Genomic DNA, 26,480 nt, shown 5'->3' with positions numbered 1-26,480 from the left:
TTGATGGGCAACTTTGCCGTTAGAATAAATCTTTTGCACCTGTCAGACACTGTGAAATTTATTGCACCTCAACCCGTTCCAACCCATATTATTTCTGGCTTTTTAGGGGCGGGTAAAACCACGCTACTGCAACATTTACTGAACCAAAAGCCTGAATATGAGGTGTGGGCGGTATTGATGAATGAATTTGGTCAAATCGGTGTTGACCAGCAATTAATTAGTCAACAACAGGGCTATGCTGTCAAGGAGTTGCTGGGTGGTTGTTTATGCTGTAGTAGTCAGTTACCCATGCAAATTGCGCTTGCACGTCTTTTAAGTGAAAGCAAACCAGACCGACTATTTATAGAACCCACAGGTTTAGGGCATCCCGCACAATTGCTGGAACAACTGACAGAACCCCATTGGCAAAGCAGTCTGGCGATGCGGGCCTTGGTGGTGGTTGTGGATGGCAGCCGTTTGCATGACCAAGACTGGGTGCAGCAGAACTTATATACCGATCAGTTGAAAGCGGCACAAATCGTGGTCATCTCACACATTGATTTGATGAATGAGGCTGACCACCAAGCTTATCGGGCATTAAAACAGGAATACCAGACCTATGTGCAACATTGGTTTGAGACTGAGCAGGGGCAGGTCGAGCTTGAAAAAATTGATATTGCCCAACAGCCTGTCCAACGTAAAATTCAGCCCTTATTAAAGTTGCAAAAAACACAGGCCGCCGTTCAGGAACAGGAAATCAAGCAACTGCCTTATCATTATGTCGAGACTGTCCAGGGCTATACCGTGGCAGGTTGGAAATTACCAAAGCGCTGGCAGTTTAATTTTTATGATTTATTAGACCTGTTGTGTGCCCAGCAAGACTGGGTGCGTATCAAGGGAATTTTTAATACCGATCAGGGCTGGAAAAGCTTTAATTTTAATCCTCAACAGTTTAACTATAAGTCGGCGGAAGAAAGTATTGATAACCGAATAGAAATCATTACCCAATCCCAGCAGGATTGGTTGGCATTTGAAACGCAGTTCTTGGCGTGTCGTATCAATAGAGATGGATAAGCAGTGGGTCAAATTGGCTCATGTTGTCCTATAAAATAGAGTATGCTTAGCGCCAAATTTGAACACACTATATTTAAGAGCACCGTTTATGGCGTTAAAAGCAACAATATATAAGGCAGACCTGAATATTGCCAATATGGATGAGCATATCTATGCGGACTACCAGTTGACGCTGGCATTGCATCCATCAGAAACCATTGAACGTTTAATGGTGCGGATTCTAGCCTATGCGCGTTATGCAGATGAGCAACTGGAATTTACCAAAGACCTGTTTGAAACCGATGAACCCGCCTTATGGCAGAAAGACCTGACAGGTTTGCTGGAAAAATGGATTGAAGTCGGATGTCCATCGGAAGATAAAATAAAGAAAGCTAGTGCGCGTTGCAAGAAAGTTGCCGTGATTGCCTATGGTTCACAGGCAGATGACTGGTGGCAGAAAAATACCAAAATCAAGACACTCGGCAATGTCTCGGTTTGGCAACTGGCTCCGCAAACCACACAGGCACTTGAACAATTGTGTGAACGTACCATGCAGTTGCAACTGAATATCATGGATGGTGAATGGACTTTGCTCAGTGACAAGGGACAGGTCGACATCCAGTGGCAACAATTGCAATAATGTTGAACTGAAAGAAATTTGGAGAGAGCGATGAATGCGGAATTACAGATTATTGATTTAAAAGTGGGTGAGGGTAAAGAGGCTGTAAAAGGCGCCCTGATTACCACCCATTATACAGGGTGGTTGGAAGATGGAACCAAGTTTGACTCTTCAATAGACCGTGGTAATTATTTTGAAACCGTGATTGGCACTGGACGAGTGATCAAGGGCTGGGACCAGGGCATTATGGGAATGCGGGTTGGCGGCAAGCGCAAACTGATTGTTCCTGCACACTTGGCTTACGGGGAACGTAAGATGGGAAAAATTATTCCTGCCAACTCAAACCTGACCTTTGAAATTGAGCTTTTTGATGTCAAGACACGCGACGAATAGACCGTTCGTTGTAGAAACAATAAAGTGGTTTAGGCTTGAATTTATGCTAAATCACTTTAAAATCAGTTATATAAAACATTATTAATAATTGTATAATAACTTTTTGATTTTAAATGACTTTCTTTTTTATCTTATTTTTTTCATACTCTGGGAAAAATGGTTGATTCTCTATATAGTCCTGTATATCTTTGAGTTCAAAGAGCAATTTCCCTGCAAATGACAATGTGCTGAATAAAAAATCATATTTTAAAATTTGGCAAATTGCTTATAAGGTCACTATTAGGGTTGTGCTTGGTCACGTATGATAGTTGCTTAAATATAAAAATGCTGTAATTGCCTCAGGCAAGCGATAAAAATTTGAATGAGTAGAGGTATGATATGAATGATTATTTGGATATCACTGCATCAGAGTTGTTAAAAGAGTTGGACCATTTTTTCCTGATTGATACGCATGATGGGGCGCAAACAGGATTTTGGGTCAATGAACAGGCGCTTATGGATCGGCATTACTGGATTGATGGCGATTATAAAGTTGAAATCGTAAGGGCCTTGCAACCTGCTCACCAGCATGCACCTCATAATTATAAGATTACCCGCCTGGCCTCATTCGAAGATGACCGTAATGTGCTGCTGCTGGAATATGATGGTATCCATAAAAAAATATTGACGTTCCGCCGTGGTGAGTGGGTCAACCGTTTATGTAAATATTTCTACCAGAAAGAACGCTACTATTTACAGCAGTTATCAGAAAATCCAAATTTCCAGTCTATTGAATATTAGTCTGTATAGCGTTTTATACTCCTAACCGTCACAAGGGTTGGGGGTATGATTGTATTTCCATCATATCTATTATTTTACGATAAATTTCATCATATATCCTTTTAAGATTATTTTCAGTTTGCAAAATTATAAATACAATCCTTACTTCCAGCTGACACGCTAGAATGCTTATGATGTTGCCTAAATCCTAAGACCATTCATGCCTGCTTCGTCCCCAGCGACTTTCCTGTATCGAGACAATATTTCTATGACAACACGTTTAGTGTCTCCGACCTTAAAAACATTTTTCGGTCTTGTATTGGGTGTGGTTGCAACCACCCCCATTTTTGCGGCTAATCCAAAAATTGATGCGACAACGTTAACCGTCATTGGTTATCATGAAATCACAGAGCATAAAGATGCACTGATCCCAAGTTATGCGGTTACTGCACAGCAGTTTAGTCAACATATTGACTGGTTAAAGAATAATGGCTTCCATTTTATTAATGTGGATCAACTGATCAAGGCCCATCAAGGCCAGTATAAATTGCCTAGTAAACCTGTATTACTGACGGTGGATGATGGCTATCAATCTTTCTATCAAAATGCCTATCCCGTAATTCGTGCCAAAAAAATCCCTGTGGTTTTGGCTGTGGTCGGTTCATGGCTGGAACCGAAAGAAAACCAGAATGTGGATTTTGGTGGGGAAAGCATCGCAAGGAACAAAATCTTGAGCTGGGACGAGCTTAAGGAGATGCAGAATAGTGGCTTGGTGGAGATTGCCAGCCATAGTTATCATTTGCATCAGGGGATTAATGCAAATCCACAGGGCAATCTGGAGCCTGCCGCAATTACCCGCATTTATGATACTAAAAGCAAAAGTTATGAAAATGATGCCGATTATCAGGCACGTGTCTATCAGGACCTAAAAAAGAATAATGACCTGTTAAAGGCACATGGTCTACGTTCACCGCGGGTCATGGTCTGGCCTTATGGCCGCTACAATATGCAGTTGGTCAAAACCGCCAAGGAATTGGGCATGCCGATTACCATTACCTTGGATGATGGGGCAGACCAGGCCAAACAATCCATTCAGAATATGAGCCGTATCTTGATTCAGGGCAATATGTCGACCAGTGCACTTGCACAGGAAATCAAGAACCGTGAACTGAACCTCGGTGACAATAATCGTCCGCAAAAAATCATGCATGTCGATTTAGACTATATCTATGATCCTGATCCGCAGCAACAGGAACGTAATCTGGGACATTTACTGGATCGAATTAATGGTATGGGCGTAAACACCGTTTATCTACAGGCCTTTTCTGACCCCGATGCCAATGGTTCGGCAGATAGGGTGTATTTCCCGAACCGTCATATCCTGATGCGTGCAGACCTGTTTAACCGTGCGGCATGGCAAATTCAAACCCGTACTCCAGTAAAGCGTCTATATGCGTGGATGCCTGTGATGGCTTGGGAATTGCCGAAACAAGACCCAGTTTCGAAACAGTTGGTGGAAACCCAACAAACCCAATCAGGTGAGCATTTAAATATGGGCTATATCCGTTTAAGCCCATTCTCACCAGAAGCGCGGCAGACCATTAAGATTGAAGGCCTTGGTTTTTTAATTAAGGCATTTTTTTATATTCCTAAATTTCAGGTATAAAAAAACCAGCATTAAGCTGGAATTTTTAGCACCATATTTCCATTTGCTGAAAAATGGTGCCCGAGGCCAGACTCGAACTGGCACGCTTTGTGGGCGGGGGATTTTAAATCCCCTGTGTCTACCGATTTCACCACTCGGGCATGAGCGCAATAATAGAGGACACTTGAAAACTTGGCAAGAGTAAAACCACGTATTTGCTTTCTTTTCAGTCAATTCATGTATTTATCGGATAAAACCAAACTTGGACAAACTGTTTTCATGATTCTTTCATCAAACTGAGATTAAAGCTTCATGTATATCAATTAGCTTTATTCATTTATTGCGATAAAAGCTAAGGTAGCCATCAAATGACAGCCAAAATTTCACGACGGGAACTCATTCAAAAAAGCTTATTCGGTTTCGGGGCATTGTCCCTCTCCACTGGTTTTACAGGATGTAATGACAATTCAGAACAAGAAACGGCAACACTTCAGGTGAATTTTGAACATGGTGTGGCAAGTGGTGATCCATTGCAGGATCGCGTGATTTTATGGACACGCCTGACACCGAATGATGCCAGTGCTCGTTTACAGGTAAGTTGGGAAATTGCACTAGATAATCAATTTAAGCAAATCATTAAAACCGATAAAGTCCTTACCTCGGCATCGCAAGATTTTACCGTCAAGGTGGATGTCACGGGTTTAAAACCAGACCAGCGTTATTTCTATCGCTTTATCTTTGGTGACAAGATTTCTCCAGTTGGTCAAACTAAAACCTTAGCAACCAGCACCTCAAAAGTCAGTTTTGCGGTATGTTCATGCTCAAATTATCCAGCAGGTTATTTCTATGTGTATCGGGAAATGGCGAAGCAAAATGTTGATGTGGTCATTCATCTAGGTGACTATATTTATGAATATGGCGCAGATGGTTATGCAACAGAAGATGCGGAAAAATTAGGACGAACACTGGCAGCTGATAACAATAAAGAAATTATCAAATTAGATGATTACCGTAAACGTTATGCTTTATACCGCAAAGACAAGGACTTGCAGGCATTACATCATCGCCATCCCTTTATTGTGATTTGGGATGACCATGAATTGGCAAATGACACATGGCGAGATGGTGCAGAGAATCATCAGGTTAATGAGGGTTCTTTTATGGAGCGTAAACTGGCAGCTTTACAGGCTTATTTTGAGTGGATGCCAATTCGTCCCATAGATGAACAACATCTCAAGATTTATCGCCAGTTTGATTTTGGCAAGCTGGTGCAACTGACTATGCTTGATACTCGGATTATCGCCCGTGATGAGCAGTTGGACTATGCCAACTATATCACAGCAAATGGTTTGGATATTGCAAAGTTTCAGGCAGATTTAACCAATCCAGCACGTACCTTAATGGGTTATACCCAGCGTGATTGGTTACTTGGAAAACTACAGCAATCGACATCCACATGGAATGTACTGGGGCAGCAGATTTTAATGACAAAAATGCTGGTTCCAGCTGAATTGTTGCTTTCATTGGCAGAAATAACTTCAGGCAATCCAACTGCCGACACCTTAAATAAAATGAATATGCAAATTACTGAGCTAGTCACCTTAAAGATGCGTTTAAAGCAAGGTGATCCGAGCTTAACCGATCAGGAAAAAGCCCGCGTTCTCAGCGTTGCACCTTATAATCTGGATGCCTGGGATGGTTATTTTGCAGAGCGTGAAATATTGTATGGCACTTTGGCACAATTAAAGAAAAAAGTTGTTGTACTTGCAGGGGATACCCATAATGCGTGGTCATCCAATCTATATAGCAAGGATGGTGTGTTTGTTGGTGTTGAGCTGGCAACCAGTTCAGTTTCTTCGCCAGGTTTGGAAAAATATTTAAATATCCCATTGGCTCAGTTGCAACAGTTTGAATTTGCGTTTACCACCTTGATTGATGAGCTGAACTATTGCAACTTAAATCAAAGAGGTTATTTAATTGTTCAATTTGATGAAGCACAGGTACAGTCACAGTGGGTTTATGTGGATTCAATCAAGAAGCCTGAATATAGTGTTGATACAGCCAGACAGCATCAGTTGAGTTTGGATGTGAATTTATTGCCAATGAAAACAGCGCAACAAGTAGCGTAATCCTATTTCAGTAGAGGCCAAACCATTCTGTTTGGCTTTTTTTATTTTTATTGCAAATATTTTCAGACATAAAAAAACCAGCATTAAGCTGGAATTTTTAGCACCATATTTCATTTGCTGAAAAATGGTGCCCGAGGCCAGACTCGAACTGGCACGCTTTGTGGGCGGGGGATTTTAAATCCCCTGTGTCTACCGATTTCACCACTCGGGCTTTACCAATGGAGGCGGAGGTCGGAATCGAACCGGCGTACACGGAGTTGCAGTCCGCTGCATGACCACTCTGCCACCCCGCCATCTCTTGGTGATGCACATATTAGCAATCTTTAGGAAAAAAACAATAGTGTTTCGGGTGAATATGCACATAAAAACAACATCTAAAAGCATATTGGACAAATTATCATGTATCATTTGCATACTTATCTGATTAGTAAGCACTTACTTATACTCACTTGGGAGATACGCTGTGGCATTGGTTTTAGACGGTCGTGCATTGGCAAAACAAATCGAGGCGGATTTGTTGGTACGTGTAGAGGCATTAAAAGCAAAAACGGGGCGTACCCCAATTTTGGCAACCATCCTTGTCGGGGATGATGGTGCATCTGCAACTTATGTACGCATGAAAGGCAATGCTTGCCGTCGTGTGGGAATGGACTCACTTAAAATCGAATTACCGAAAGAGACCACCACAGCGCAACTTCTGGCTGAAATTGAAAAACTGAATGCCAATCCTGATGTGCATGGCATCTTGTTGCAGCACCCAGTTCCTGAACAGATTGATGAACGCGCATGTTTTGATGCTATTTCACTAGAAAAAGATGTGGATGGGGTAACTTGCCTTGGTTTTGGTCGTATGGCAATGGGTGAGTCTGCTTATGGCTCAGCGACGCCAGCAGGCATCATGACCATTTTGCAGGAAAACAACATTGAAATCGCAGGTAAACATGCGGTTGTGGTGGGTCGCTCAGCGATTTTAGGTAAACCAATGGCGATGATGCTATTACAGGCCAATGCGACAGTGACAATTTGCCATTCACGTACCCAGAATCTTGCTGAGCTGGTTAAACAGGCAGATATTATTGTCGGTGCAGTCGGTAAGGCTGAACTGATTCAGAAAGACTGGATCAAGCAAGGTGCGGTTGTGGTTGATGCTGGTTTCCATCCTCGTGATGGCGGTGGTGTAGGTGATATTCAACTTGTTGGAATTGAAGAAGTTGCATCTGCCTATACACCAGTGCCAGGCGGTGTTGGCCCTATGACGATTACCACATTGATTCGTCAGACCGTTGAAGCCGCTGAAAAAGCTTTGGATTAAATTCCCCCCTAACCCTCTCTTTATGAATATAAGTGTCTACACAAGTTTTAATATGTTGATTTATCTGATTTTTAACCCCTCTAAATCTCCCCTTTAAAAGGGGAGACTTCCTGTGAATCTTATAAGGTCTTGATTCAAATGATGTTCCTCCACCTTTTTAAGGGGGGGTAGGAGGGGGTTACAGATATGTAGACACCTATGCTTTATGAAAGAGGAGGATTGTATAGAATTAAAGAAATATGAGCTGTACTTTTCAATTTGCCAAAGCACCTGCGCAATTGCTGAAAGCGTTGCATGAAGTTATTCCAAATACAGATTTATTGGCGCAACAGCTTCCTGAGACGCCAATTTCCCTATGGCTGATTCCACCTGTTTTCCCAACTGAGCGTCTGGATGATGAAGTCATTCGCCGTATCTGGAATGAAACGCCATACTGGATTTTCTGTTGGGCCTCAGGTCTAGCAATGGCGCAATGGTTATTGGCAGAACCGCATCATGTTAAAGACAAGGTGGTGCTGGATTTTGGGGCGGGTTCAGGCGTGGTGGCGATTGCCGCAAAAATGGCAGGGGCAAAGCGGGTCATCTGCTGTGATATTGATCAGGTTAGCTTGGAATCATGTCGTGAAAATGCCTTGCTAAATAATGTCGAGCTTGAGTATCTGGATGATTTGTACAAGTCAGAACAGGTAGATGTCTTGCTGGCTGCGGATGTGCTTTACGATCAGTGTAACCGATTCTTTCTGGATGAGTTTTTAAAATTCGCACCAGAAGTCTGGGTAGCGGATAGTCGGGTTAAAAACTTTAGTCACCCTAAATATATGAAGATTGATGAGCGCAGCGCAACCACCTGGCCTGATCTGGATGAAGCCAAAGAGTTTCGCAATGTCAGTTTTTATAAGACCTTATAATAAGTACGCAGATAAAGCTAAGGTGGTTTAAATCAACCACCTTATTTTTAACCATTATGAACAGGTATAGCGAACCACTTTCAGTGTGGTTGGGCGTGTTTCCAGTGCCTGACGTGTTGCATAGCCCTCAGTGTTGTTTAAATCAGGTGAGTTGGATAGACCAAAAGTTGCACGGCTGTTGCCAAGTTGCACCCCATATTGTTCCTGTTTGGTTGGGTTCATAATTTCATTGACACTGAGTATCGAAATTTTATAGGTTTTTTCCATTCCTAACACTTGTTTACAGGCATGCTGTAGTTTTTTCTCATCAACCTCACTGTTGCCACGTGCTGCCAAGGTATAGGCTAGTGTTGCCGAAGTTGCCGTTTTATTTTCAATTTCATAACCTGTCACACCATTGTACTGATGTGGAGTGCTTTGACATGCCGCAACCAGAAGTGTACCGCTCACAATAATCAATAAATTAGTTTTTTTCATATTAGTAGTCCTATTATTTCTAGTCTTAGTATCGCATAAATTAGATTTTGTATTGTGATGAATCTTTAAAACTCACGCTGTTCATCATGATTTGGGTTCAAAATGAGAGAAAGAATTTTCGTTTTCGAACAATTTTGCATATAATCGTGCAAGTTTTTTATTTTTATATACAAGTTGTTGCTGTATCGCAGTGTTGAGGCCCATTTTTTTAATAGGTATTTCATTTATTGCTTTGATACATAAGGCAATTCTGAATAGGTATGCCATGATCTCTACAGATAGTCAAAAAAAATATGTGGTTGCATTTGACCAGGGTACAACCAGTTCACGTGCAATCGTGTTGGATCACGATGCAAATGTTATTACGATTGCCCAGCGTGAGTTTACCCAAATCTACCCGCAACCAGGCTGGGTTGAGCATGACCCAATGGAAATCTGGGCAACGCAAAGTGCGGTGTGGGTTGAGGCTTTAGCACAGGCAAGTATTTCAAGCGACCAGATTGCCGCGATTGGCATCACTAACCAGCGTGAAACCACAATTATCTGGGATAAAAAAACAGGTAAACCGATTTATAACGCGATTGTATGGCAGAGCCGCCAAAGTAATGAAATCTGCAACCAGCTTCGTCAGTACGGCTGGGATGAGTATGTACGTAAGGTCACTGGACTGGTGATTGACCCATATTTTTCGGCAACCAAGATCAAGTGGATTCTTGACCAGGTAGAGGGCAGCCGAGAGCGGGCAGAACGTGGCGAGCTGTTGTTTGGTACAGTGGATACCTGGTTGATCTGGAAACTGACCAATGGTCAGGCGCATGTAACTGACTATACCAATGCCTCACGTACCATGCTATTTAATATTGAAACATTGCAATGGGATGATAAGCTGCTTGAAGCCTTGAATATTCCTAAAGCCATGTTGCCTGAGGTGCGTACTTCTTCTGAAATATATGGGCATACCCATACCATCAGTGGTCAGGAGATTGGGATTCCAATTGCGGGAATTGCAGGGGATCAACAGGCGGCTTTGTTCGGTCAAATGTGTGTTGAGGCGGGACAGGCAAAAAATACCTACGGTACAGGCTGTTTCCTGCTGATGAATACAGGTAAACGTATTGTTCAATCTGAACATGGTTTACTCACCACGATTGCATGTGGGCCACGAGGTGAAGTGAACTATGCCCTGGAAGGTGCGGTATTTAATGGTGGTTCATGTGTGCAATGGCTGCGTGATGAATTAAAGGCCATTAACGACTCGCATGACTCGGAATATTATGCAACCAAAGTGAAAGACAGTAATGGCGTTTATGTTGTTCCTGCATTTACGGGGTTGGGCGCGCCATATTGGGACCCAACCGCCCGTGGTGCGATTCTGGGAATTACCCGTGGCGTGAGTATTGAGCATATTATTCGTGCAACGCTGGAATCCATTGCTTATCAAACCCGTGATGTACTGGATGCCATGCAGCAGGATTCGGGTGAGAAGTTACGTACACTTCGTGTAGATGGTGGTGTTACCGCAAATAACTTCCTTATGCAGTTTCAGGCGGATATTTTATCGACTTTGGTTGAACGTCCAGCCATGAAAGAGACCACAGGTATGGGGGCGGCATTCTTGGCAGGTTTAGCCGTTGGTTTCTGGTCTGATTTGAATGAATTGAAGAGCAGAATGACCATTGAGCGAACATTTACACCCGCGTGTAGTCAGGATGAAACCGAAAAACTTTATCAAGGCTGGTTAAAAGCTGTGGGGCGTACACGTGACTGGGCTTAAAATTAAGGTAAAATAACGCCATTCGTAATTTAAAATAACTTAGGATGGATGAGCATGAGCTTGATCCTACGCCAACAAAAAACCCTTGAACTGGTGAGAGAGCGTGGCTATATCAGTATTGAAGAGCTTGCTCAATATTTTGATGTTACCCCTCAAACCATCCGTCGTGATATTAATCAGTTGGCGGATGAGGGCTTGTTGCGCCGCTATCATGGTGGAGCCGCACATGATTCCAGTGTTGAAAATACCGAATATACGATGCGTGTCGGCTATATGCTTGAAGAAAAGCTCAGGATTGCAGAGGCGGTGGCTGCTGCTGTACCTGACCATGCGTCATTATTCATTAATATTGGAACGACCACGGAATCGATTGCCCATGCCTTGCTCAACCATACTGGGCTGAAGATCATTACCAATAACCTGAATGTGGCCAAAATTCTCAGCACCAAGGAGGATTTTGAAGTACTGATTGCCAGTGGTCGAGTTCGCCCTGATGGTGGAGTGATTGGTCAGGCAACGGCTGATTTCTTTAAGCAGTTTAAGGCGGATTATGCGCTGATTGGGATTAGTGGTATTGATGAGGATGGCACTTTGCTGGATTTTGACTTTCAGGAAGTGTGTGTGTCACAGGAAATCCTCTCAAGTGCACGTCAGGTTTTCTTGGCGGCGGATAGTAGCAAGTTTGGCCGTAATGCCATGATCCGTCTGGGTTCATTGAAGCAAGTAGATAGTATCTTTACTGATCAGCAACCCAATGAGCAATATCTAAAAACCATTCATGATTTAGGTGTGAATTTGGTTGTTGCTCAATAATTTTTCATTAAATGCTTTGTTTTATATCTCTTTAGTGGTCAAACACAGTTTGTTTCTATGATTCGAAAATTGACCTAAAGCATTTATCATCCATTTCATAATCAATTTCTTTTTTATTCATTTGTTAAAAATGCCAATAATTTGGCATTTTTTTGCACAAAATTTATTGTTTATTTTCATTTTATATGTTTAAATTTTCATTATCGAAAAATAATGAAAATTTGCGGTGATGATATGCAAACTTCTCCTCAGTCAAATGACAAAATCTATGACCTTGCTGTTATTGGTGGCGGTATTAACGGTGTTGGTATCGCTGCTGATGCGTCAGGACGTGGTTTATCCGTATTCTTATGTGAAAAAGACGATTTGGCAAGCCATACCTCCTCTGCCAGCAGTAAGCTGATTCATGGTGGTCTACGTTATCTCGAACATAAAGAATTTCGTTTGGTACGTGAAGCATTGGCTGAACGTGAAGTCTTGTTGGCTAAAGCACCGCACATTATCCGCCCAATGCGTTTTATCATGCCGCATCGTCCGCATTTACGTCCCGCATGGTTGATTCGTACAGGTTTGTTCTTTTATGACCATTTGGGTAAACGTGAAAAGCTGTTGGGTTCAAACAATGTTTATTTTAAAGAAGATAGCCCGCTAAACTCTGCTATTACCCGTGGTTTTGAATATTCAGACTGTGCTGTGGATGACTCTCGTCTGGTGGTTTTAAACGCCATGCATGCCCGTGAGAAAGGGGCTGATGTAGTGACCCGAACCCGTTGTCTTTCTGCACAACGTGATGGGCAATATTGGCTGGTCGATCTGGAAAATGAGCATGGTCAATTCCAGATTAAGGCGAAAGCCTTGGTTAATGCGGCAGGACCTTGGGTTGCGCAATTTATCAAGCAGGATTTGCAGCTTAAATCTCCTTACGGGATCCGCCTGATTCAGGGCAGTCACATTATTGTGCCGAAGCTGTATGAATGTGACAAAGCCTTTATTATGCAAAATGATGACCGCCGTATTGTGTTTGCCATTCCATATCTGGACCAATACACCATGATTGGCACCACAGACCGTGAATATCAGGGTGATCCAGCACAGGTGAAAATTACTCAGGAAGAGATTGATTACCTGATTGAAGTGAGCAATGCCCATTTCAAAAAACAACTCACCCAACAGGACATCATTTGGACTTTTGCGGGTGTGCGTCCTCTGTGTGATGATGAATCGGATAATCCATCAGCCATTACCCGTGACTATACTTTGGCCTTGTCCAAAGGTGAGAAAGGGCAGGCACCATTACTTTCCGTATTTGGTGGAAAATTAACAACATATCGTAAATTGGCTGAATCTGCTATGCAACAGCTCAAGGCATTTTTCCCTGAGATGCAGGGAAGCTGGACTGCGACAGAGGCATTGCCTGGCGGTGAAAATATGCATTCTGTTGAACAGTTGATACAGGAAATCCGTGCACAAATCACGGATGCTCCAGAAGCATTGGCAAAACGCTGGGCATCGACTTATGGTTCACGGATCTGGAATATATTGGGTGAAATAACATCGGTTGACCAACTCGGAAAACATTTTGGTCAGGGCTTGTATGCCAAAGAAGTCGATTATTTATGTCGCTTTGAATGGGTAACAAGCACTCAGGATGTGCTGTGGAGACGTTCTAAGTTGGGCTTGAGCTTTATGCCGAGTGAAGAGCTGGCTTTAGATGCTTATTTGGCTGCTAAGCAGCAATCGCCACATGCGGCTTAAAAAATCGTATAGTATACTGTCTTTAAAATAACGGTTATCTACGTCACCTGAGTTCGACTAACTCAGGTGGCGTACTGATGGAGTGGAAAGGGTGCTTTTTTTGGGGACGAATGTTAGGTACTGATGGCATTCGTGAAAGTAATATTGTTACCGAATGGATCGGCGATGGACATATTCTTGCTGCCCCAAGGCATATCTTGGATGCCCGGCTTGGCAAACTTATAATTCTTTTGATTTAGTTCCTTGCAGTAAGATTCTAGCTCATCTGTTTCAATGTTGATGGCACAGCCCGGACTACATCCCCCATGGTGTTCTGTTAGCAGCAAAAGACATTGTCCTTTTGATACCTGCATGTAAAGAGGCGCGTCATCGGAGTCCCGATGTTCAAAGTCGATATTGAACCCCAAAAATTCAACATAAAATTCTTTGGCTTTGTTTTCATCAAATATTCTTATAAGAGGGGCTATTCTGGTAAATGCCATTTTTTGTTTCCTTTGGTTGCATAACACCTGAGTTAGGCAGCAGGCCCTAGCGCATGGCGGAGATTGGAAGGTAAGCGCTGTTGACCGTCTGATCCAAGTTCAGCATCATCAAACGCCATGTACACCCCCCACATAAACTCGGGGATTCGGTTGTTGCAGATTGCATAGCCAGCAAGATTGTTTATAGCCACGTCTGTTTCTTCGAACGACCCTTCACCAGATAAGAATTTTTCCGCGATAAACCTGGCAAGAGAGTCAACAAGTTCTGATTTTTCTGCAATTGAATAGACATCGATCACTTTCGAAAATCGGTTAATAAACTCGTCATCTGGTCTGGGGTGCAGGCAGATTTTGTAAAGAGTATCGAGGATGTTCGTCATGCTGCCTAACGCCTGAGTTAGGTTGCCACTCATGGAATGATCTTGAAAGAATTGCTGGTCATGCGCTCTACGGGAACTTGTGGTGAGCGGATGTCAGCGCTTTGATGGACTCCTCCGACCAGTGCTGTGTACCGCACGGTCGTATCTAATTCCGGAGAGCCATCACTAAGTTCCACGATAAAGCTAAGTGTCGCTTTGGCTGGAATGATGATGCTTTGGGATAAGCAACTATTCGACACGCCGCCCCAAGAAATGTGCGGCGCGCCGACCGCACGCAACGAAACTACGACATGTTCATTGCAGTTGACGATGTACAGACTCTCGTCCTTTGCAGTGACTGAGATCTTCACTTTTCTCCCTGGCAATGGCTCGGCCAGGACGTTTGTAGCCGATTGGAAAGCGGTCTCGCTTTTGGAAGGAGGCGAGCCGGGCGATGGCGAGTCATAACGTGAGCACCCAGCGAGGATTGCTATAACGATGACGACAAGAAACTTCATGGCAACCTAACACCTAAGTTAAGCCGCGCTGCGTAGTGGCACGGCGTTGTGCTACACGCTAGCACAATGAGCCGCGCCGCGAAGCGGCGTCGGCTTGAATGAATTGTTAGGTGCCACTGACGGCGGCATCAGGGTTTTTGTCAGAGATAAGCTGAAGATCAATTCCGTGCTCAAGCAATGCCTTGCAGGCAGAGATTACGAGATTGAATCCTTCAGTGGAATCCAGTGCCTGCGCAACCTTTTCATCATCGGTTCCCGTGAAGCCTGAGGCGACGATAGAAACAAATGTTGTGTCATTGCCTTTAGGCGTAAAAGTCCATTCAACAGGCGTGGGCCATTCAATGGCAATTCTTTGGTTCTTCTCCAGCGCCGTGACCGTAACTTCCCCCGAGACGCCGTATTGATCCCAGTACCAGGTTACTGTCTTACCGGGAGCTAGTTGCCCACTGGAACGACTAAACCAAAATCTGGTGGTCACGGTGGGATCGACGAAGGCATTGAACACCTCCTCGACGGGTCTGCGGATGAGCATTGTTGCTCGCGCAACAGGCGACTTTATGAGTGTCATTTCAGCTCCTGGAAATCTGTGTGTGTGGCACCTAACTACTCTTATGCGGCAGAGGTGACACATAAGATGCTAAAACTTGCTGCATAAGACGCCTATTTATAAAGTATTAAACAAAATAATATTGATTTATTTGAACTAAAAACTATCATTAAATCATAAAAATAACAAGGATAATAACATGTCAGTTCAACAACCCAAACTTCTTGATTTAGTCAGGCAGCGTATACGTTATAAGCACATGAGTTATCGGACTGAACAAGCCTATTGTGGCTGGATAAAACGCTATGTCATTTATCTTGGTTTTGGGTATTTCCCGCATCTAATGAATCCACTGATCCAAGGACAGGAATTTTTAGACGGCATCATATTTATCATCAAGGTTTGCAACGCGCATTCAAAATTGCTGTGCAGCAAGCGCATATCACAAAATTTGCTACACTGCATACGTTGAGGCATAGTTTTGCCACACAAATTTTGCGAAACGGCTATGACATCCGCACTGTACAAGAGTTATTGGGGCATGCTGATGTCAAAACCACAATGATCTATACCCACGTGCTTAATCGTGGTGGTTTGGGTGTGCAAAGTCCATTAGATTCATTTTGAGAAGATCATGAGTCTCCTTTCCTCAAGCCATTGTTTTAACGGTAAACAACGCATCTAAACTATAATTCTAGTGTTATTGGTCTCGCGCTATGACGTTTGGTATGTACCTGCTATCCAAAAGCCTTGGCGAGTGAAAATGCCAAACACTTTTTTACCTCGTTACTAAATCCTCCAAATAAAAAAGGCCGCCGAAGCGACCTTTTGTATTTTTAATTATTAAGCAGATTTAACCGCGTTTAATAACTCAGCCTGACGATCTTTAAGTGCCTGAGGCAAGCGATCACCCAGTTTGGTAAATAACTCAGTGTGGCTTTCAAGCTCTTTGATCCATTGATCTTTGTCCTGAGTGGTTACTGTGTCGAATTGCTCTTTAGAGAAATCGATACCTTCCCAGTTTAACTGCTCATAAGTAGGAACCAGACCGATTGGTGTTTCAGTCGCTTCTGCACGACCTTCGCAACGGTCAATGATCCACTCAAGCACACGCATGTTCTGACCGAAACCAGGCCATACAAAGTTGCCTTCAACATCACGGCGGAACCAGTTTACATTGAAGATTTTTGGTAATTTGTTACCAGCAGCTTCAGCTTTTGCACCCACTTCTTTACCTAATTGTAACCAGTGGCCAAAGTAGTCAGCCATGTTATAACCAGCAAATGGCAGCATTGCAAATGGGTCACGGCGTACAATACCTTGTTGACCAACAGCAGCAGCAGTGGTTTCAGAACCCATGGTTGCTGCTTTATAAACACCATCCACCCAGTCAAATGCTTCTGATACCAAAGGCACAGTGTCTGCACGGCGACCACCGAAGATGAACGCAGAAATTGGAACACCAGCTGGATTTTCCCAGTCAGCGTCAATAGATGGACATTGACCAGCAGCAACGGTGAAACGAGCGTTTGGATGCGCCGCCTTATCTGCACCTGTATGTGGTTGACCTTTCCAGTTGGTCAAGTTCGCTGGAACTTCTTTAGAAAGACCTTCCCACCAGATTTCACCGTTGTCAGTTACAGCAACGTTGGTATAAATTACGTCTTTATGCAGGGTAGCCATACAGTTCGGGTTAGTCTTGGTGTTTGTACCTGGGGCAACACCGAAGAAACCAGCTTCCGGGTTGATTGCATATAGGCGACCATCTTCACCTGGCTTGATCCATGCAATATCGTCACCTACAGTTTCAATCTTCCAGCCTTCATAACCTGCTGGTGGAATCAACATTGCAAAGTTGGTTTTACCACATGCAGATGGGAATGCCGCCGCGATGTAATGTTTTTCGCCCTGTGGATTGGTCACGCCTAAAATCAACATGTGTTCAGCCAGCCAGCCTTGTTCACGGCCCATGACTGATGCGATACGTAATGCAAGGCATTTTTTGCCCAATAATGCATTACCGCCGTAACCTGAACCATAAGACCAGATTTCACGAGTTTCTGGATAATGCACGATATATTTTTCAGGGTTGCAAGGCCAGGCAACGTCTTTCTGGCCATCTTTTAATGGTGCTGCAACAGTGTGTACACATGGGATAAACTCGCCATCTGTGCCCAACACATCATAAACTGCCTTACCCATACGCGCCATTTTGGTCATGCTAACCGCAACGTAAGGTGAGTCTGTTAATTCAATACCAATGTGGGCAATATGGCTGCCTAAAGGTCCCATTGAGAACGGAACCACATACATGGTACGACCTTCCATTGCACCGTCAAATAATCCATTTAATTTTGCACGCATTTCCGCAGGATCAACCCAGTTGTTGGTTGCCCCAGCATCTTCTTTGTTTTGAGAGCAGATATAAGTGCGATCTTCAACACGAGCAACGTCAGAAGGGTCGGAATTTGCAAGATAAGAACCAGGATGTTTTTCTTGGTTAAGTTTTTGCATGGTGCCGTTAGCGATCATCAAGTCGATCAGACGTTGATATTCTTCTTCGCTGCCGTCACACCATTCGATTTTTGCTGGCTTGGTTAGTTTTGCAATTTCTTCCACCCATGCAATCAGCTTAGGGTGACGAACGAATTCTGGTGCGTTCACTTGGGTCATGGTGATGCCTTTTTAAAGTGTGTACAACGTACAAGTTCCATTTACTGGATGACAGTAAGATAGATGAAGTAAAAAAAGTGGCTGTATTAAAGCATAAAATCATAAAAAAAATAAGACTAAAGAATGTCAGAATCGGTTAATGCAAGCATGTATATTTATAGATAGGTAGTTGTTTTTAATTGGTTTGATCATTTTTCTATTCATTATTTTGATTTTTTATATGTGTTATTTTTATTTAAAATTATATTGGAAAACAATATCTTAAAATATTGTGATTTTTTGAGAATTATTATTGGTTATATGAATGATGCTCACTCAAAATTTACATAAAGAAGCTTTTATTTGTTGATTTTGTAAACAAAAATAAGATTGTTAACTTTATTCAGGTTAAGTTGTATGAGTCAAAATTTACGGCCTTTATCCCTCATTTATAATCAAAAATCAGGTTTTCATGCAGCACAACAAGATGAGCAATATGAACGTCTCATGACGTTCTGGACACAATATGGGTTTGAAATCCAAGTTTTTGAGTTAAATCAGCGGGTTAATTTTGATGAAATGATGACATCGGTACTCTCCAGACATCAGCATGCCGATTCGCGTGGTGTTGTGGTGGCGGCAGGAGGGGATGGAACCTTGAATGCGGTTGCCAAAAAATTGATGCATACCGATATTCCAATGGGAATCATGCCATTAGGGACATTTAATTATGTTGCCCGCGCCCTGAATATCCCCATTGATCTGGGGCTGGCTGCGGAGGTGATTGCCACAGGCATTGAACATAAGGTTCATGTTGCCACCCTGAATGACCAGATTTACCTGAATAATGCCAGTCTGGGTTTATATCCTTTATTTATAAAAAAACGTGAATTATATAACCAGCGTTTTGGCCGTTTCCCCCTGAATGCCTATACATCGGGTTTGGATGTACTGTTACGTGAGCATAAATTATTAAAACTGGCGGTCACTGTGGATGGCCAAAAATATTCTGTTGCTACGCCGCTGGTTTTCTTTGGCAATAACCAGCTTCAACTCAGCGACATGAAGATGAGGATTGCAGAATGTGCAGCCAATGGAAAGCTGGCAGGGGTGGTGGTGGCTAAAAGTGATCGGCTAAGCTTGCTGAAAATGTTATGGACACTGATTCAGGGGAAAATTGATCAGGCTTCTGATGTTTATTCATTCTGTGCTGAACAGATTCAGGTGGAGTGTAAAAAGAAAAAGCTCACTGTGGCGGTGGATGGAGAACTGATGGAAATGCAGACACCGCTAAAATTCGCAGTTGAAAAATCTGCCTTGAAAGTAATGGTGCCAAATGCTGTTGCACCTGTCTGATTTACACTTTGGTACTGAAAGAGAAGTATGTATTCAGGCCATACAGCAGTTTTGCCAACAGCATCGTCCTGAGGTCATTGTGGTGAGTGGAGATTTAACCCAGCGTGCCCGCTTTAAGCAGTTCTATGCCTGCCGACAATTTCTGGATTCCCTGTCATTGCCTTATTTGGTGGTGCCAGGAAATCATGATATCCCCCTGTATCAGGTCTGGAACCGATTTTTTTCCCCTTTTGTATTGTATCAGGCATTTTTTGGTCGCCTGGAAACAACGCTGGAAACTGAGCATTTTTATATTGTGGGGGTAAACAGTATTCGGCGGCGTTACCATACGCGAGGACATATTTCCCTGGAACAAATTCATGAAACCTATGAAAAGTTAAACAATTCACCCTCAAATAAAATAAAGCTGGTGGTTTTTCATCAGCCTTTCTATATATCTCCTGATCAGCATGATGATAAGGATTGCCCTGTTTTAGGAAAGATTGCTTTGGAACGCTGGGGCGAAACGGGACTGTTTGGCTTGTTGCATGGGCATTTACATCAAACAGCAGTATATGACCTTACAAAGATTTATCATTTGAATGTCAATCATCCCATCTATGACATTCATGCAGGCACTGCAATTTCGAGCCGTTTACACCATGACTCAACCAATGGTTTTAATGTTATTTTAGGGAATGGCAAGATTGAGCATTATTGGTTTGATGAAAAACAGAAAATCTTTCTTCGATCATGAAATGCTGCTTAATTCGGCAAGATCATGTGATTGTGTTGAAAAAAACATCTAGAAATAGAATTTTTTTTCTTTTACCCCTTGAAGCCATTTTTTTTAACCCCACAAAAGTGTCATATCAAATTTTGTTATGGCGCTTTTGTCTTGTCATAACAATTTATCAAAAAAGACTAAGTCTGATGGAGTTAATTATGAGCAACATTCGTCCATTACATGATCGTGTTGTGATTCGTCGTGTAGAAGAAGAAACCAAAACTGCTGGCGGTATTTTACTTCCAGGTTCTGCTGCTGAAAAACCATCTCAGGGTGAGGTGATTGCAGTGGGCAATGGTCAGATCACTGACAATGGTGTACGTGCTTTGGATGTTAAAGTTGGAGACAAAGTATTGTTTGGTACTTATGCGGGAACAACTGTAAAAGTAAACGGTGAAGAACTCTTGATTATGAAAGAGTCAGATATCTTGGCTGTGCTTGAAGCCTAATCGACACATAACTCACATTTATTATCACATTAAGTATTTAAAAAGATTCGGAGTTTAATATGTCAGCTAAAGACGTAAAATTTGGTGATTCAGCTCGCTCAAAAATGATTGCAGGCGTAAACGTTCTTGCAGATGCGGTAAAAGTAACTTTAGGTCCTAAAGGCCGTAACGTTGTCATTGACCGTTCTTTTGGCGCACCACACATCACTAAAGATGGTGTTACTGTTGCGAAAGAAATTTCATTAAAAGACAAGTTTGAAAACATGGGTGCTCAACTTGTTCGTGAAGTTTCTTCTAAAACCAACGACATCGCGGGTGACGGTACAACAACTGCAACTGTACTTGCACAAGCAATTTTAAATGAAGGGATCAAGTCAGTAACTGCTGGTATGAACCCAATGGATTTGAAACGTGGTATCGACATCGCAGTGAGAACTGTGGTTGAAAACATCCGTACCAATGCAAAACCTGCTGATGATTTCAAAGCAATTGAACAAGTGGGTTCAATCTCTGCAAACTCTGACACCACTGTGGGTAAATTGATTGCGCAAGCAATGGAAAAAGTGGGTAAAGAAGGTGTGATCACTGTAGAAGAAGGTTCTGGCTTCGAAGACGCTTTAGACGTTGTAGAAGGTATGCAGTTCGACCGTGGTTATATCTCTCCATACTTCGCGAACAAGCAAGATACTTTAACTGCTGAACTTGAAAATCCGTTCATCCTGCTTGTTGATAAAAAAATCAGCAATATCCGTGAATTGATCACGGTATTGGAAGCGGTTGCTAAAACAGGTAAACCACTTCTTATCATCGCTGAAGATGTTGAAGGTGAAGCGCTTGCAACACTTGTTGTGAACAACATGCGCGGTATTATCAAAGTATGTGCGGTTAAAGCACCTGGTTTTGGTGATCGTCGTAAAGCAATGCTTCAAGACATCGCGATCTTGACTGGCGCAACTGTTATTTCTGAAGAAGTGGGTATGTCTTTGGAGCAAACATCACTAGAGCATTTGGGTAGTGCGCACAAAGTTACAGTCTCTAAAGAAAATACAGTGATTGTTGATGGTGCGGGTAATGCTGAGCAAATCGCTGAGCGTGTACAGCAAATCCGTGCGCAAATCGAAGAGTCTACTTCTGAATATGACAAAGAAAAACTTCAAGAACGCGTTGCTAAATTAGCTGGCGGTGTTGCAGTTATCAAAATTGGTGCAGCAACTGAAGTTGAAATGAAAGAGAAGAAAGATCGTGTTGACGATGCACTTCATGCAACTCGTGCAGCAGTTGAAGAAGGTGTTGTAGCAGGTGGTGGTGTTGCACTGGTACGTGCGGTTAATGCATTAGATGGCCTAAAAGGCGCGAATGAAGACCAAACAGCAGGGATCAATATTTTACGCCGTGCGATTGAAGCGCCACTTCGTCAGATCGTTGCCAATGCGGGTGATGAGCCATCTGTTGTAATCAACGCTGTTAAAGCGGGTGAGGGTAACTTTGGTTATAACGCCGCAACTGGTGAATATGGCGATATGCTGGAAATGGGTATCCTTGACCCAGCTAAAGTAACTCGTTCTGCACTAGAACATGCTGCTTCTGTTGCTGGTTTAATGTTGACAACTGAGGCAATGATTACTGATATCCCAGAAGATAAACCAGCTGCTCCAGATATGGGCGGAATGGGTGGTATGGGCGGAATGATGTAAACTGCTCACTGATATATTAAATTGTTGTAATTTAAAATAATTTATTATATCAGAATTTAGCTTACTCATAGTGTTACTCACATATGAGTTTGTTACAAAAAAGGTCACAAATTTTATTTGTGACCTTTTTAATTATAGATCTTTAATCTCTTAAAAAAGAAGAGATCTTATTAGATAAGAATTTAACTCTTGAATGAATGAATGAAAATATTGAAAAAAACGCCTGAGAAAAATCAGGCGTTTTTGACTTAGAGCAACATCTATTTCATTTTGACGTAAGAATGGAGTTTTCCTCATTTAGAATACAGGTAAGGACATAGCTATTAAGCCAGAAGTTTTTACGTCCATCCTTTATCGGTCTTTTCACGCGACCAGTTTTATAGTCAAACTACTTTATTATCCATACAGGATTCGAAAAAAACTCTAAATAATTCATCGACTGAGTTGTATTGGTTTTATAATGATTTGACTATAATTCGATCATATAGTTCTTTTTCAGATATATTCATTCTTAATGCAAATTCAGCAGTCGATACACGTCGCTCTGTATTTGTAAGGTCTATAGATTTAATCATTAGATTTTCTCCATTTGTATAGGTTGAAAAGATAAACTCTTAAAATGAAGATTATCAAATTAATAAAATAAAAGATGAGATATGTTTAAAAAATCAAAAAAAAGACTTATTTTTTTTATTATATCAGTTAATAATCTTTTGTTTGTTGTTGGTAATAACAACATCGACTGCTTAAGTATCAACTAAAAAGTAAACATGTATTCATTACCAAAACCCTTTGAAATCTGCCCAACCCAACGCTCTATTTGATCTGCCTTCATCACCTTAAAATCCCGCCAGTTATACTTCATCTGCTTCCAAACCATCTCAATTCTATTCAGCTCAGGACTATACGCAGGTAGAAAATACAAAGTCGTTGAATACTCTTGTACAAGAAGCTTGCGCCAATCTACCATCTGTTTGCTGCGATGAATCGAGGCATTGTCAACAATCAACACCAAAGGAACTTGATAGCTGCGTTTCACCTGTGCTGCTACACCCATCAAATAGGCATAAAACCAGCGACTGTTAACGGACTCCTGTAGGCAACTGGTGATCAGATGACCCGTTGACAGCAGACAACCCATCACATTAACTCGCTTTAGTCTTACAGCATCAACCGCATGAACATCGCCTATCTTTGTCCATGCATAACGGTTATCTGGCGTAGCCGAAAATCCTGTTTCGTCCACATAGCCCAATACAATTTCACCACGTGCCGCTTGCTCACGTAATGCTTCAATCTGCTGTTGCGCTTGTCCAAATGCGGTCGGGTCTCTTTTTTTTCAAGCTGTGGCGGGTGCGTTTGAAGACCATGCCTGAATCTCGCAAAAACTTGCGAAGAGTTTCAACAGACACGGATACACCGTGTTTTTCATGCAGTTTGACTCGGATTTGTTCTGCATTGAGTGGGCTTGTGTTGACCCACTCTAAGATTTGAGCCTGATAGTTTGAGGTCAGTGTATTGGGACGGCCTGAGCGATGGCCTTCTTGAATCGATTCAAACTGATGTAGCTCCCAATGTCGGCGTTGTAGCCTTATGGTTTCTGGGATACGCTCTTGTAACGCAGCAACTTCGGCAACAGTTTTACCTTCGGAAAGCCAGAGAATGGTTTGGGCACGTTGTCTTTCACGCCAATGTGCTGCATGCTTGGTCAAGAGAATTAGTTGTGCACGCTGTTCTAAGCTGAGTGGGACGGTAACAATCCGTGGCATGTGCAAACATCGTTTAACCAAAAATGTCTTTTCGCATGTTTAGTTGTTTTTGTAAACTTACCTAATAAGTCTTTCTGTCCGTCTGTATTGACACCTAATGCTAGATACACCGCTTTGTTAATAATCGTACTATCTTGACGCACTTTCACGACGATACAATCCATATAGACAATAGGATAAAGGGCATCCAATGGTCGATTTTGCCATTCTATTACTTGTTCTTTAACTGCATCCGTCACTTTGGAAATAAGCGTTGGAGAGACGTCCGCATCGTACATTTCCTTGAATGTGGCAACAATATCTCGTGTCGTCATGCCTTTGGCGTATAGGGATAGGATTTGGCTATCCATTTGTGTGATACGCCTTGCGAAGCGCTGCTTCTCATCTTCTTGATCAGCTGGGGCTCAAAAGTGCCATCACGATCTCTAGGCGTGTCTAGTTCAAATTCACCATCATCAGTAAATAGCCGTTTGGTTGTATAGCCATTACGTGTATTTTTGCCTATACGAGGGCTATTCTTCTCATAGCCTAAATGTTCTGTCAGTTCAGCATTGAGTGCAGTTTCAACGGTGAGTTTCTTTAGAGCTTTACTGAAATTATTCAGGTCAGCTTCTGTTTTTAAGTTCTTGGCAAATTCTTTTGCCAATGCCAGCATTGCTTCATCTTTCATGGTAAACACCTGTGTTGCCCCCAACAGCGTTGAGGGATAGTTTAAGCGTTTACACAGTTTTATTTACAGTCTCAAAAAACAAACTCGATACCTGCACCATACAACCAGCCTTTTTCTGAGTCAGTGGCTTGTTGGAATCTTGTCTCTTTCAACCCTTTTTCATATTGATATGCAACATCCACAAAGGGTCTAATCCTTTTAGTAATCTCATATCTGGTTTTTATACCAGTCTTTAATTCAGACAAGCCGGTCTTAGAAGCAAAGTCAGAATTATCATTGAGTACAATATCTGCTTCGATATAAGGTTGAGTAATAAGTTTTTGAGTTAAAAGTAAATCACGTTCGAATTCAAAACTTGTTCCCCAAAAGTTATTCTCTCCTCCATAAAGATATGCTTGTGTCTCAAAGAAATAAGGGGCTAATCCTAATATACCGATAACACCATCAATCCGATTGTTGTTTGGGTTATTTTTATCTTCACTATATCGAACACCTGTTTGCACATCCCAAAATGGGGCTACATTACGACTATAGAGTGCAGATATATCATAATTAATATCACTGCTTTCTTGCTTTGCTAGATTCGCTTCGATAAATATACGATTTTCATCTGTCCCAATCAAAGTTTCAAACTTTGTTCCTAGTGTACCCTTACCATCTTCATCAACTATCCATGCATTTTCAAGTTTTGTTGCTTGATAAATTTGTCCGCCATGTTCTTTAAGATGATCATCATGAGATGGGGCTGATCTCTTTTTTGCGGTCAAAATAATATTATCGCCCCCATTTGCATTTTCCATTGAATAATATTCTGGATACAATTCTTGGGGGGTATATCTTAAGCCACCAGACTCCTGTAATAAGACTCTCATACCATTTGTAATATTACTTTCTTGTTCCGAAGTGCTGCTATTAGCAAAAGTTAAGTTTGATACACTTATTAATGCAATTGATAAGACTGTTTTTGAGAAGAAATTCTTAGTGATTTGCATGTGGATTTACTCCCTTCTCACTTATTGGGGGCTGAGCAACAATATTTTTTGAAACACTATCTTTGTCTACTTGGGCCACAATTAGTTTATTCATCATTCCTGCGCTCATATGGTAAAGCAGGTGGCAATGAATAGCCCACTCACCTAACTCATCAGCTGTGAGTAGCGTGGTTATCGTTTTCCCAGGTGGAACAATTACCGTATGTTTGTTTGGCATATTGCTTGGATCCTGACCATTCTCAAGCTGCATAAACATGCCATGTAAGTGCATTGGGTGAGCCATCATACTGTCATTGACAAATTTTAAGCGAATACGTTCACCATACTTCACCACTAGTGGGTCGGCTTCATTAAATTTTTTACCATTTATTGTCCAAATATAACGCTCCATGTTTCCACCAAGACGTATCTCTATTTCACGTTCAGCTGCACGAGTGTCTTTTTGAGGATCTAACGATTGCAAATCACTATATTGCAATGCTTTATTACCTTCAGGTGTTGAAGCATTTGCCCATCCAAATACGGTATTATCATTCTTGTCTGAAGCCGCCTTAACAGTAGCGCTATTCATCGGCATATCATGATCCATACCTTTCATAGAAGACATATC

The 26,480-nt window shown here is 42.1% G+C and carries 25 protein-coding genes, 3 tRNA genes and 4 pseudogenes; 17 read left to right on the top strand and 15 right to left on the bottom strand.

The window, feature by feature from the left end:
* The first annotated feature begins 51 nt into the window (after window positions 1-51).
* The 5 genes and pseudogenes from F988_RS04970 to pgaB all read left to right on the top strand — a co-directional run.
* On the top strand, window positions 52-1,053 hold the full coding sequence (locus F988_RS04970) for a CobW family GTP-binding protein (protein ID WP_010589166.1): 1,002 nt from the start codon (window positions 52-54) through the stop codon (window positions 1,051-1,053).
* A gap of 88 nt (window positions 1,054-1,141) precedes the next feature.
* A complete protein-coding gene (locus F988_RS04965) occupies window positions 1,142-1,672 on the top strand; it encodes a YaeQ family protein (RefSeq protein WP_004681491.1) in 531 nt (176 codons plus the stop codon).
* Between the two features lie 30 nt (window positions 1,673-1,702).
* The gene (locus tag F988_RS04960; RefSeq protein WP_004681490.1) at window positions 1,703-2,044 is read left to right on the top strand and encodes an FKBP-type peptidyl-prolyl cis-trans isomerase; all 342 of its coding nucleotides are present in this window, start codon (window positions 1,703-1,705) and stop codon (window positions 2,042-2,044) included.
* A gap of 378 nt (window positions 2,045-2,422) precedes the next feature.
* Window positions 2,423-2,824, top strand: coding sequence for a hypothetical protein (locus F988_RS04955; protein ID WP_004681489.1), 402 nt, complete (start codon window positions 2,423-2,425; stop codon window positions 2,822-2,824).
* Window positions 2,825-3,071: 247 nt separating this feature from the next.
* A pseudogene (gene pgaB, locus F988_RS04950) lies at window positions 3,072-4,409 on the top strand (poly-beta-1,6-N-acetyl-D-glucosamine N-deacetylase PgaB); the annotation flags it as partial.
* A 114-nt stretch (window positions 4,410-4,523) separates the two neighbouring features.
* Here pgaB and F988_RS04945 read toward each other — a convergent pair.
* Window positions 4,524-4,609 (bottom strand) — tRNA-Leu (locus tag F988_RS04945).
* Window positions 4,610-4,816: 207 nt separating this feature from the next.
* Between F988_RS04945 and F988_RS04940 the strand changes: the two genes are divergently transcribed.
* Window positions 4,817-6,577: an alkaline phosphatase D family protein gene (locus F988_RS04940; RefSeq protein ID WP_004681486.1), complete on the top strand. Its 1,761-nt coding sequence runs from the start codon at window positions 4,817-4,819 to the stop codon at window positions 6,575-6,577.
* Window positions 6,578-6,702: 125 nt separating this feature from the next.
* Here F988_RS04940 and F988_RS04935 read toward each other — a convergent pair.
* Window positions 6,703-6,788, bottom strand: a tRNA-Leu gene (locus F988_RS04935).
* Window positions 6,789-6,796: 8 nt separating this feature from the next.
* Window positions 6,797-6,870 (bottom strand) — tRNA-Cys (locus F988_RS04930).
* A gap of 170 nt (window positions 6,871-7,040) precedes the next feature.
* On the opposite strand from F988_RS04930, the gene folD reads away from it, so the two are divergent.
* On the top strand, window positions 7,041-7,889 hold the full coding sequence (folD, locus tag F988_RS04925; RefSeq protein ID WP_004674908.1) for a bifunctional methylenetetrahydrofolate dehydrogenase/methenyltetrahydrofolate cyclohydrolase FolD: 849 nt from the start codon (window positions 7,041-7,043) through the stop codon (window positions 7,887-7,889).
* Between the two features lie 239 nt (window positions 7,890-8,128).
* Complete coding sequence (locus tag F988_RS04920; protein ID WP_004674906.1) at window positions 8,129-8,797, top strand: class I SAM-dependent methyltransferase; 669 nt, start codon at window positions 8,129-8,131, stop codon at window positions 8,795-8,797.
* Window positions 8,798-8,851: 54 nt separating this feature from the next.
* Here the strand turns inward: F988_RS04920 and F988_RS04915 are convergent, their stop codons facing one another.
* Window positions 8,852-9,274: a hypothetical protein gene (locus F988_RS04915; protein WP_004681484.1), complete on the bottom strand. Its 423-nt coding sequence runs from the start codon at window positions 9,272-9,274 to the stop codon at window positions 8,852-8,854.
* A gap of 265 nt (window positions 9,275-9,539) precedes the next feature.
* Between F988_RS04915 and glpK the strand changes: the two genes are divergently transcribed.
* From glpK to glpD, 3 genes are all read left to right on the top strand, one after another.
* Entirely contained in the window at window positions 9,540-11,048 is a 1,509-nt protein-coding gene (gene glpK / locus F988_RS04905; RefSeq protein WP_004681481.1) for a glycerol kinase GlpK, read from the top strand.
* Window positions 11,049-11,102: 54 nt separating this feature from the next.
* Window positions 11,103-11,861: a DeoR/GlpR family DNA-binding transcription regulator gene (locus F988_RS04900; protein ID WP_004674899.1), complete on the top strand. Its 759-nt coding sequence runs from the start codon at window positions 11,103-11,105 to the stop codon at window positions 11,859-11,861.
* A gap of 234 nt (window positions 11,862-12,095) precedes the next feature.
* Window positions 12,096-13,616, top strand: coding sequence for a glycerol-3-phosphate dehydrogenase (gene glpD, locus F988_RS04895; protein ID WP_010589163.1), 1,521 nt, complete (start codon window positions 12,096-12,098; stop codon window positions 13,614-13,616).
* 113 nt (window positions 13,617-13,729) lie between these two features.
* On the opposite strand, the gene F988_RS04890 is transcribed toward glpD, so the two are convergent.
* From F988_RS04890 to F988_RS04875, 4 genes are all read right to left on the bottom strand, one after another.
* The gene (locus F988_RS04890; RefSeq protein ID WP_004681478.1) at window positions 13,730-14,098 is read right to left on the bottom strand and encodes a glyoxalase superfamily protein; all 369 of its coding nucleotides are present in this window, start codon (window positions 14,096-14,098) and stop codon (window positions 13,730-13,732) included.
* Window positions 14,099-14,130: 32 nt separating this feature from the next.
* The gene (locus tag F988_RS04885) at window positions 14,131-14,511 is read right to left on the bottom strand and encodes a hypothetical protein (RefSeq protein WP_004681476.1); all 381 of its coding nucleotides are present in this window, start codon (window positions 14,509-14,511) and stop codon (window positions 14,131-14,133) included.
* Window positions 14,508-14,975, bottom strand: coding sequence for a hypothetical protein (locus tag F988_RS04880; RefSeq protein WP_004681474.1), 468 nt, complete (start codon window positions 14,973-14,975; stop codon window positions 14,508-14,510). The genes F988_RS04885 and F988_RS04880 overlap by 4 nt, the downstream gene beginning before the upstream one ends.
* Before the next feature lie 106 nt (window positions 14,976-15,081).
* On the bottom strand, window positions 15,082-15,543 hold the full coding sequence (locus F988_RS04875; RefSeq protein ID WP_004681473.1) for an SRPBCC family protein: 462 nt from the start codon (window positions 15,541-15,543) through the stop codon (window positions 15,082-15,084).
* A 178-nt stretch (window positions 15,544-15,721) separates the two neighbouring features.
* Here F988_RS04875 and F988_RS15695 point away from each other — a divergent pair.
* Both F988_RS15695 and F988_RS04870 read left to right on the top strand, forming a co-directional pair.
* Window positions 15,722-15,793 (top strand): annotated as a pseudogene (locus tag F988_RS15695) (phage integrase N-terminal SAM-like domain-containing protein); the annotation flags it as partial.
* Window positions 15,794-15,807: 14 nt separating this feature from the next.
* Window positions 15,808-16,149 carry a tyrosine-type recombinase/integrase gene (locus F988_RS04870; protein ID WP_010589162.1) on the top strand — a complete coding sequence of 114 codons (342 nt, stop codon included), beginning with the start codon at window positions 15,808-15,810 and terminating at the stop codon, window positions 16,147-16,149.
* A 216-nt stretch (window positions 16,150-16,365) separates the two neighbouring features.
* On the opposite strand, the gene F988_RS04865 is transcribed toward F988_RS04870, so the two are convergent.
* Window positions 16,366-18,195, bottom strand: a complete 1,830-nt coding sequence (locus F988_RS04865) for a phosphoenolpyruvate carboxykinase (GTP) (protein ID WP_004674891.1) — start codon at window positions 18,193-18,195, stop codon at window positions 16,366-16,368.
* A 396-nt stretch (window positions 18,196-18,591) separates the two neighbouring features.
* Here F988_RS04865 and F988_RS04860 point away from each other — a divergent pair, with 396 nt between their 5' ends.
* The 4 genes from F988_RS04860 (at window position 18,592) to groL (ending at window position 22,439) form a co-directional block, all read left to right on the top strand.
* On the top strand, window positions 18,592-19,530 hold the full coding sequence (locus F988_RS04860; RefSeq protein WP_004681472.1) for a diacylglycerol/lipid kinase family protein: 939 nt from the start codon (window positions 18,592-18,594) through the stop codon (window positions 19,528-19,530).
* Window positions 19,511-20,266: a metallophosphoesterase family protein gene (locus tag F988_RS04855; protein WP_004681470.1), complete on the top strand. Its 756-nt coding sequence runs from the start codon at window positions 19,511-19,513 to the stop codon at window positions 20,264-20,266. The genes F988_RS04860 and F988_RS04855 overlap by 20 nt, the downstream gene beginning before the upstream one ends.
* A gap of 188 nt (window positions 20,267-20,454) precedes the next feature.
* Entirely contained in the window at window positions 20,455-20,745 is a 291-nt protein-coding gene (locus F988_RS04850; RefSeq protein WP_004681468.1) for a co-chaperone GroES, read from the top strand.
* A gap of 59 nt (window positions 20,746-20,804) precedes the next feature.
* On the top strand, window positions 20,805-22,439 hold the full coding sequence (gene groL, locus F988_RS04845; RefSeq protein WP_004681467.1) for a chaperonin GroEL: 1,635 nt from the start codon (window positions 20,805-20,807) through the stop codon (window positions 22,437-22,439).
* A gap of 265 nt (window positions 22,440-22,704) precedes the next feature.
* On the opposite strand, the pseudogene F988_RS15590 reads toward groL, so the two are convergent.
* The 6 genes and pseudogenes from F988_RS15590 to F988_RS04815 all read right to left on the bottom strand — a co-directional run.
* A pseudogene (locus tag F988_RS15590) lies at window positions 22,705-23,014 on the bottom strand (hypothetical protein).
* Between the two features lie 182 nt (window positions 23,015-23,196).
* Window positions 23,197-23,736: an IS630 family transposase gene (locus F988_RS04840; RefSeq protein WP_126038012.1), complete on the bottom strand. Its 540-nt coding sequence runs from the start codon at window positions 23,734-23,736 to the stop codon at window positions 23,197-23,199.
* Window positions 23,732-24,208 carry a helix-turn-helix domain-containing protein gene (locus F988_RS04835; RefSeq protein WP_004677047.1) on the bottom strand — a complete coding sequence of 159 codons (477 nt, stop codon included), beginning with the start codon at window positions 24,206-24,208 and terminating at the stop codon, window positions 23,732-23,734. The genes F988_RS04840 and F988_RS04835 overlap by 5 nt, the downstream gene beginning before the upstream one ends.
* A gap of 11 nt (window positions 24,209-24,219) precedes the next feature.
* Window positions 24,220-24,878: pseudogene (locus F988_RS14415) on the bottom strand (IS256 family transposase); the annotation flags it as partial.
* A gap of 71 nt (window positions 24,879-24,949) precedes the next feature.
* On the bottom strand, window positions 24,950-25,870 hold the full coding sequence (locus tag F988_RS04820; RefSeq protein WP_004681459.1) for a copper resistance protein B: 921 nt from the start codon (window positions 25,868-25,870) through the stop codon (window positions 24,950-24,952).
* A partial coding sequence (locus F988_RS04815) for a multicopper oxidase domain-containing protein (RefSeq protein WP_004681458.1) occupies window positions 25,857-26,480 on the bottom strand: 624 nt, incomplete at its 5' end. The genes F988_RS04820 and F988_RS04815, both read right to left, overlap by 14 nt.

The organism is Acinetobacter parvus DSM 16617 = CIP 108168 (assembly GCF_000368025.1).
GTDB classification, from domain to species: Bacteria; Pseudomonadota; Gammaproteobacteria; order Pseudomonadales; family Moraxellaceae; genus Acinetobacter; species Acinetobacter parvus.
The sequence above is the reverse complement of the archived record's forward strand: the minus strand, read 5'-3'. Positions and strand labels throughout refer to the sequence as shown.

What these genes read in the sequence shown, in the direction of transcription:
- F988_RS04900 (WP_004674899.1), top strand. Translation starts at nt 11,103, where the DNA reads ATGAGCTTGATCCTACGCCAACAAAAAACCCTTGAACTGGTGAGAGAG.
- F988_RS04820 (WP_004681459.1), bottom strand. Translation starts at nt 25,870, where the DNA reads ATGCAAATCACTAAGAATTTCTTCTCAAAAACAGTCTTATCAATTGCA.
- F988_RS04860 (WP_004681472.1), top strand. Translation starts at nt 18,592, where the DNA reads ATGAGTCAAAATTTACGGCCTTTATCCCTCATTTATAATCAAAAATCA.
- F988_RS04875 (WP_004681473.1), bottom strand. Translation starts at nt 15,543, where the DNA reads ATGACACTCATAAAGTCGCCTGTTGCGCGAGCAACAATGCTCATCCGC.
- glpK (WP_004681481.1), top strand. Translation starts at nt 9,540, where the DNA reads ATGATCTCTACAGATAGTCAAAAAAAATATGTGGTTGCATTTGACCAG.
- F988_RS04880 (WP_004681474.1), bottom strand. Translation starts at nt 14,975, where the DNA reads ATGAAGTTTCTTGTCGTCATCGTTATAGCAATCCTCGCTGGGTGCTCA.
- F988_RS04890 (WP_004681478.1), bottom strand. Translation starts at nt 14,098, where the DNA reads ATGGCATTTACCAGAATAGCCCCTCTTATAAGAATATTTGATGAAAAC.
- F988_RS04835 (WP_004677047.1), bottom strand. Translation starts at nt 24,208, where the DNA reads ATGCCACGGATTGTTACCGTCCCACTCAGCTTAGAACAGCGTGCACAA.
- F988_RS04855 (WP_004681470.1), top strand. Translation starts at nt 19,511, where the DNA reads ATGCTGTTGCACCTGTCTGATTTACACTTTGGTACTGAAAGAGAAGTA.
- F988_RS04955 (WP_004681489.1), top strand. Translation starts at nt 2,423, where the DNA reads ATGAATGATTATTTGGATATCACTGCATCAGAGTTGTTAAAAGAGTTG.
- F988_RS04920 (WP_004674906.1), top strand. Translation starts at nt 8,129, where the DNA reads ATGAGCTGTACTTTTCAATTTGCCAAAGCACCTGCGCAATTGCTGAAA.
- F988_RS04850 (WP_004681468.1), top strand. Translation starts at nt 20,455, where the DNA reads ATGAGCAACATTCGTCCATTACATGATCGTGTTGTGATTCGTCGTGTA.
- groL (WP_004681467.1), top strand. Translation starts at nt 20,805, where the DNA reads ATGTCAGCTAAAGACGTAAAATTTGGTGATTCAGCTCGCTCAAAAATG.
- F988_RS04960 (WP_004681490.1), top strand. Translation starts at nt 1,703, where the DNA reads ATGAATGCGGAATTACAGATTATTGATTTAAAAGTGGGTGAGGGTAAA.
- F988_RS04865 (WP_004674891.1), bottom strand. Translation starts at nt 18,195, where the DNA reads ATGACCCAAGTGAACGCACCAGAATTCGTTCGTCACCCTAAGCTGATT.
- glpD (WP_010589163.1), top strand. Translation starts at nt 12,096, where the DNA reads ATGCAAACTTCTCCTCAGTCAAATGACAAAATCTATGACCTTGCTGTT.
- F988_RS04885 (WP_004681476.1), bottom strand. Translation starts at nt 14,511, where the DNA reads ATGAGTGGCAACCTAACTCAGGCGTTAGGCAGCATGACGAACATCCTC.
- F988_RS04915 (WP_004681484.1), bottom strand. Translation starts at nt 9,274, where the DNA reads ATGAAAAAAACTAATTTATTGATTATTGTGAGCGGTACACTTCTGGTT.
- F988_RS04965 (WP_004681491.1), top strand. Translation starts at nt 1,142, where the DNA reads ATGGCGTTAAAAGCAACAATATATAAGGCAGACCTGAATATTGCCAAT.
- F988_RS04940 (WP_004681486.1), top strand. Translation starts at nt 4,817, where the DNA reads ATGACAGCCAAAATTTCACGACGGGAACTCATTCAAAAAAGCTTATTC.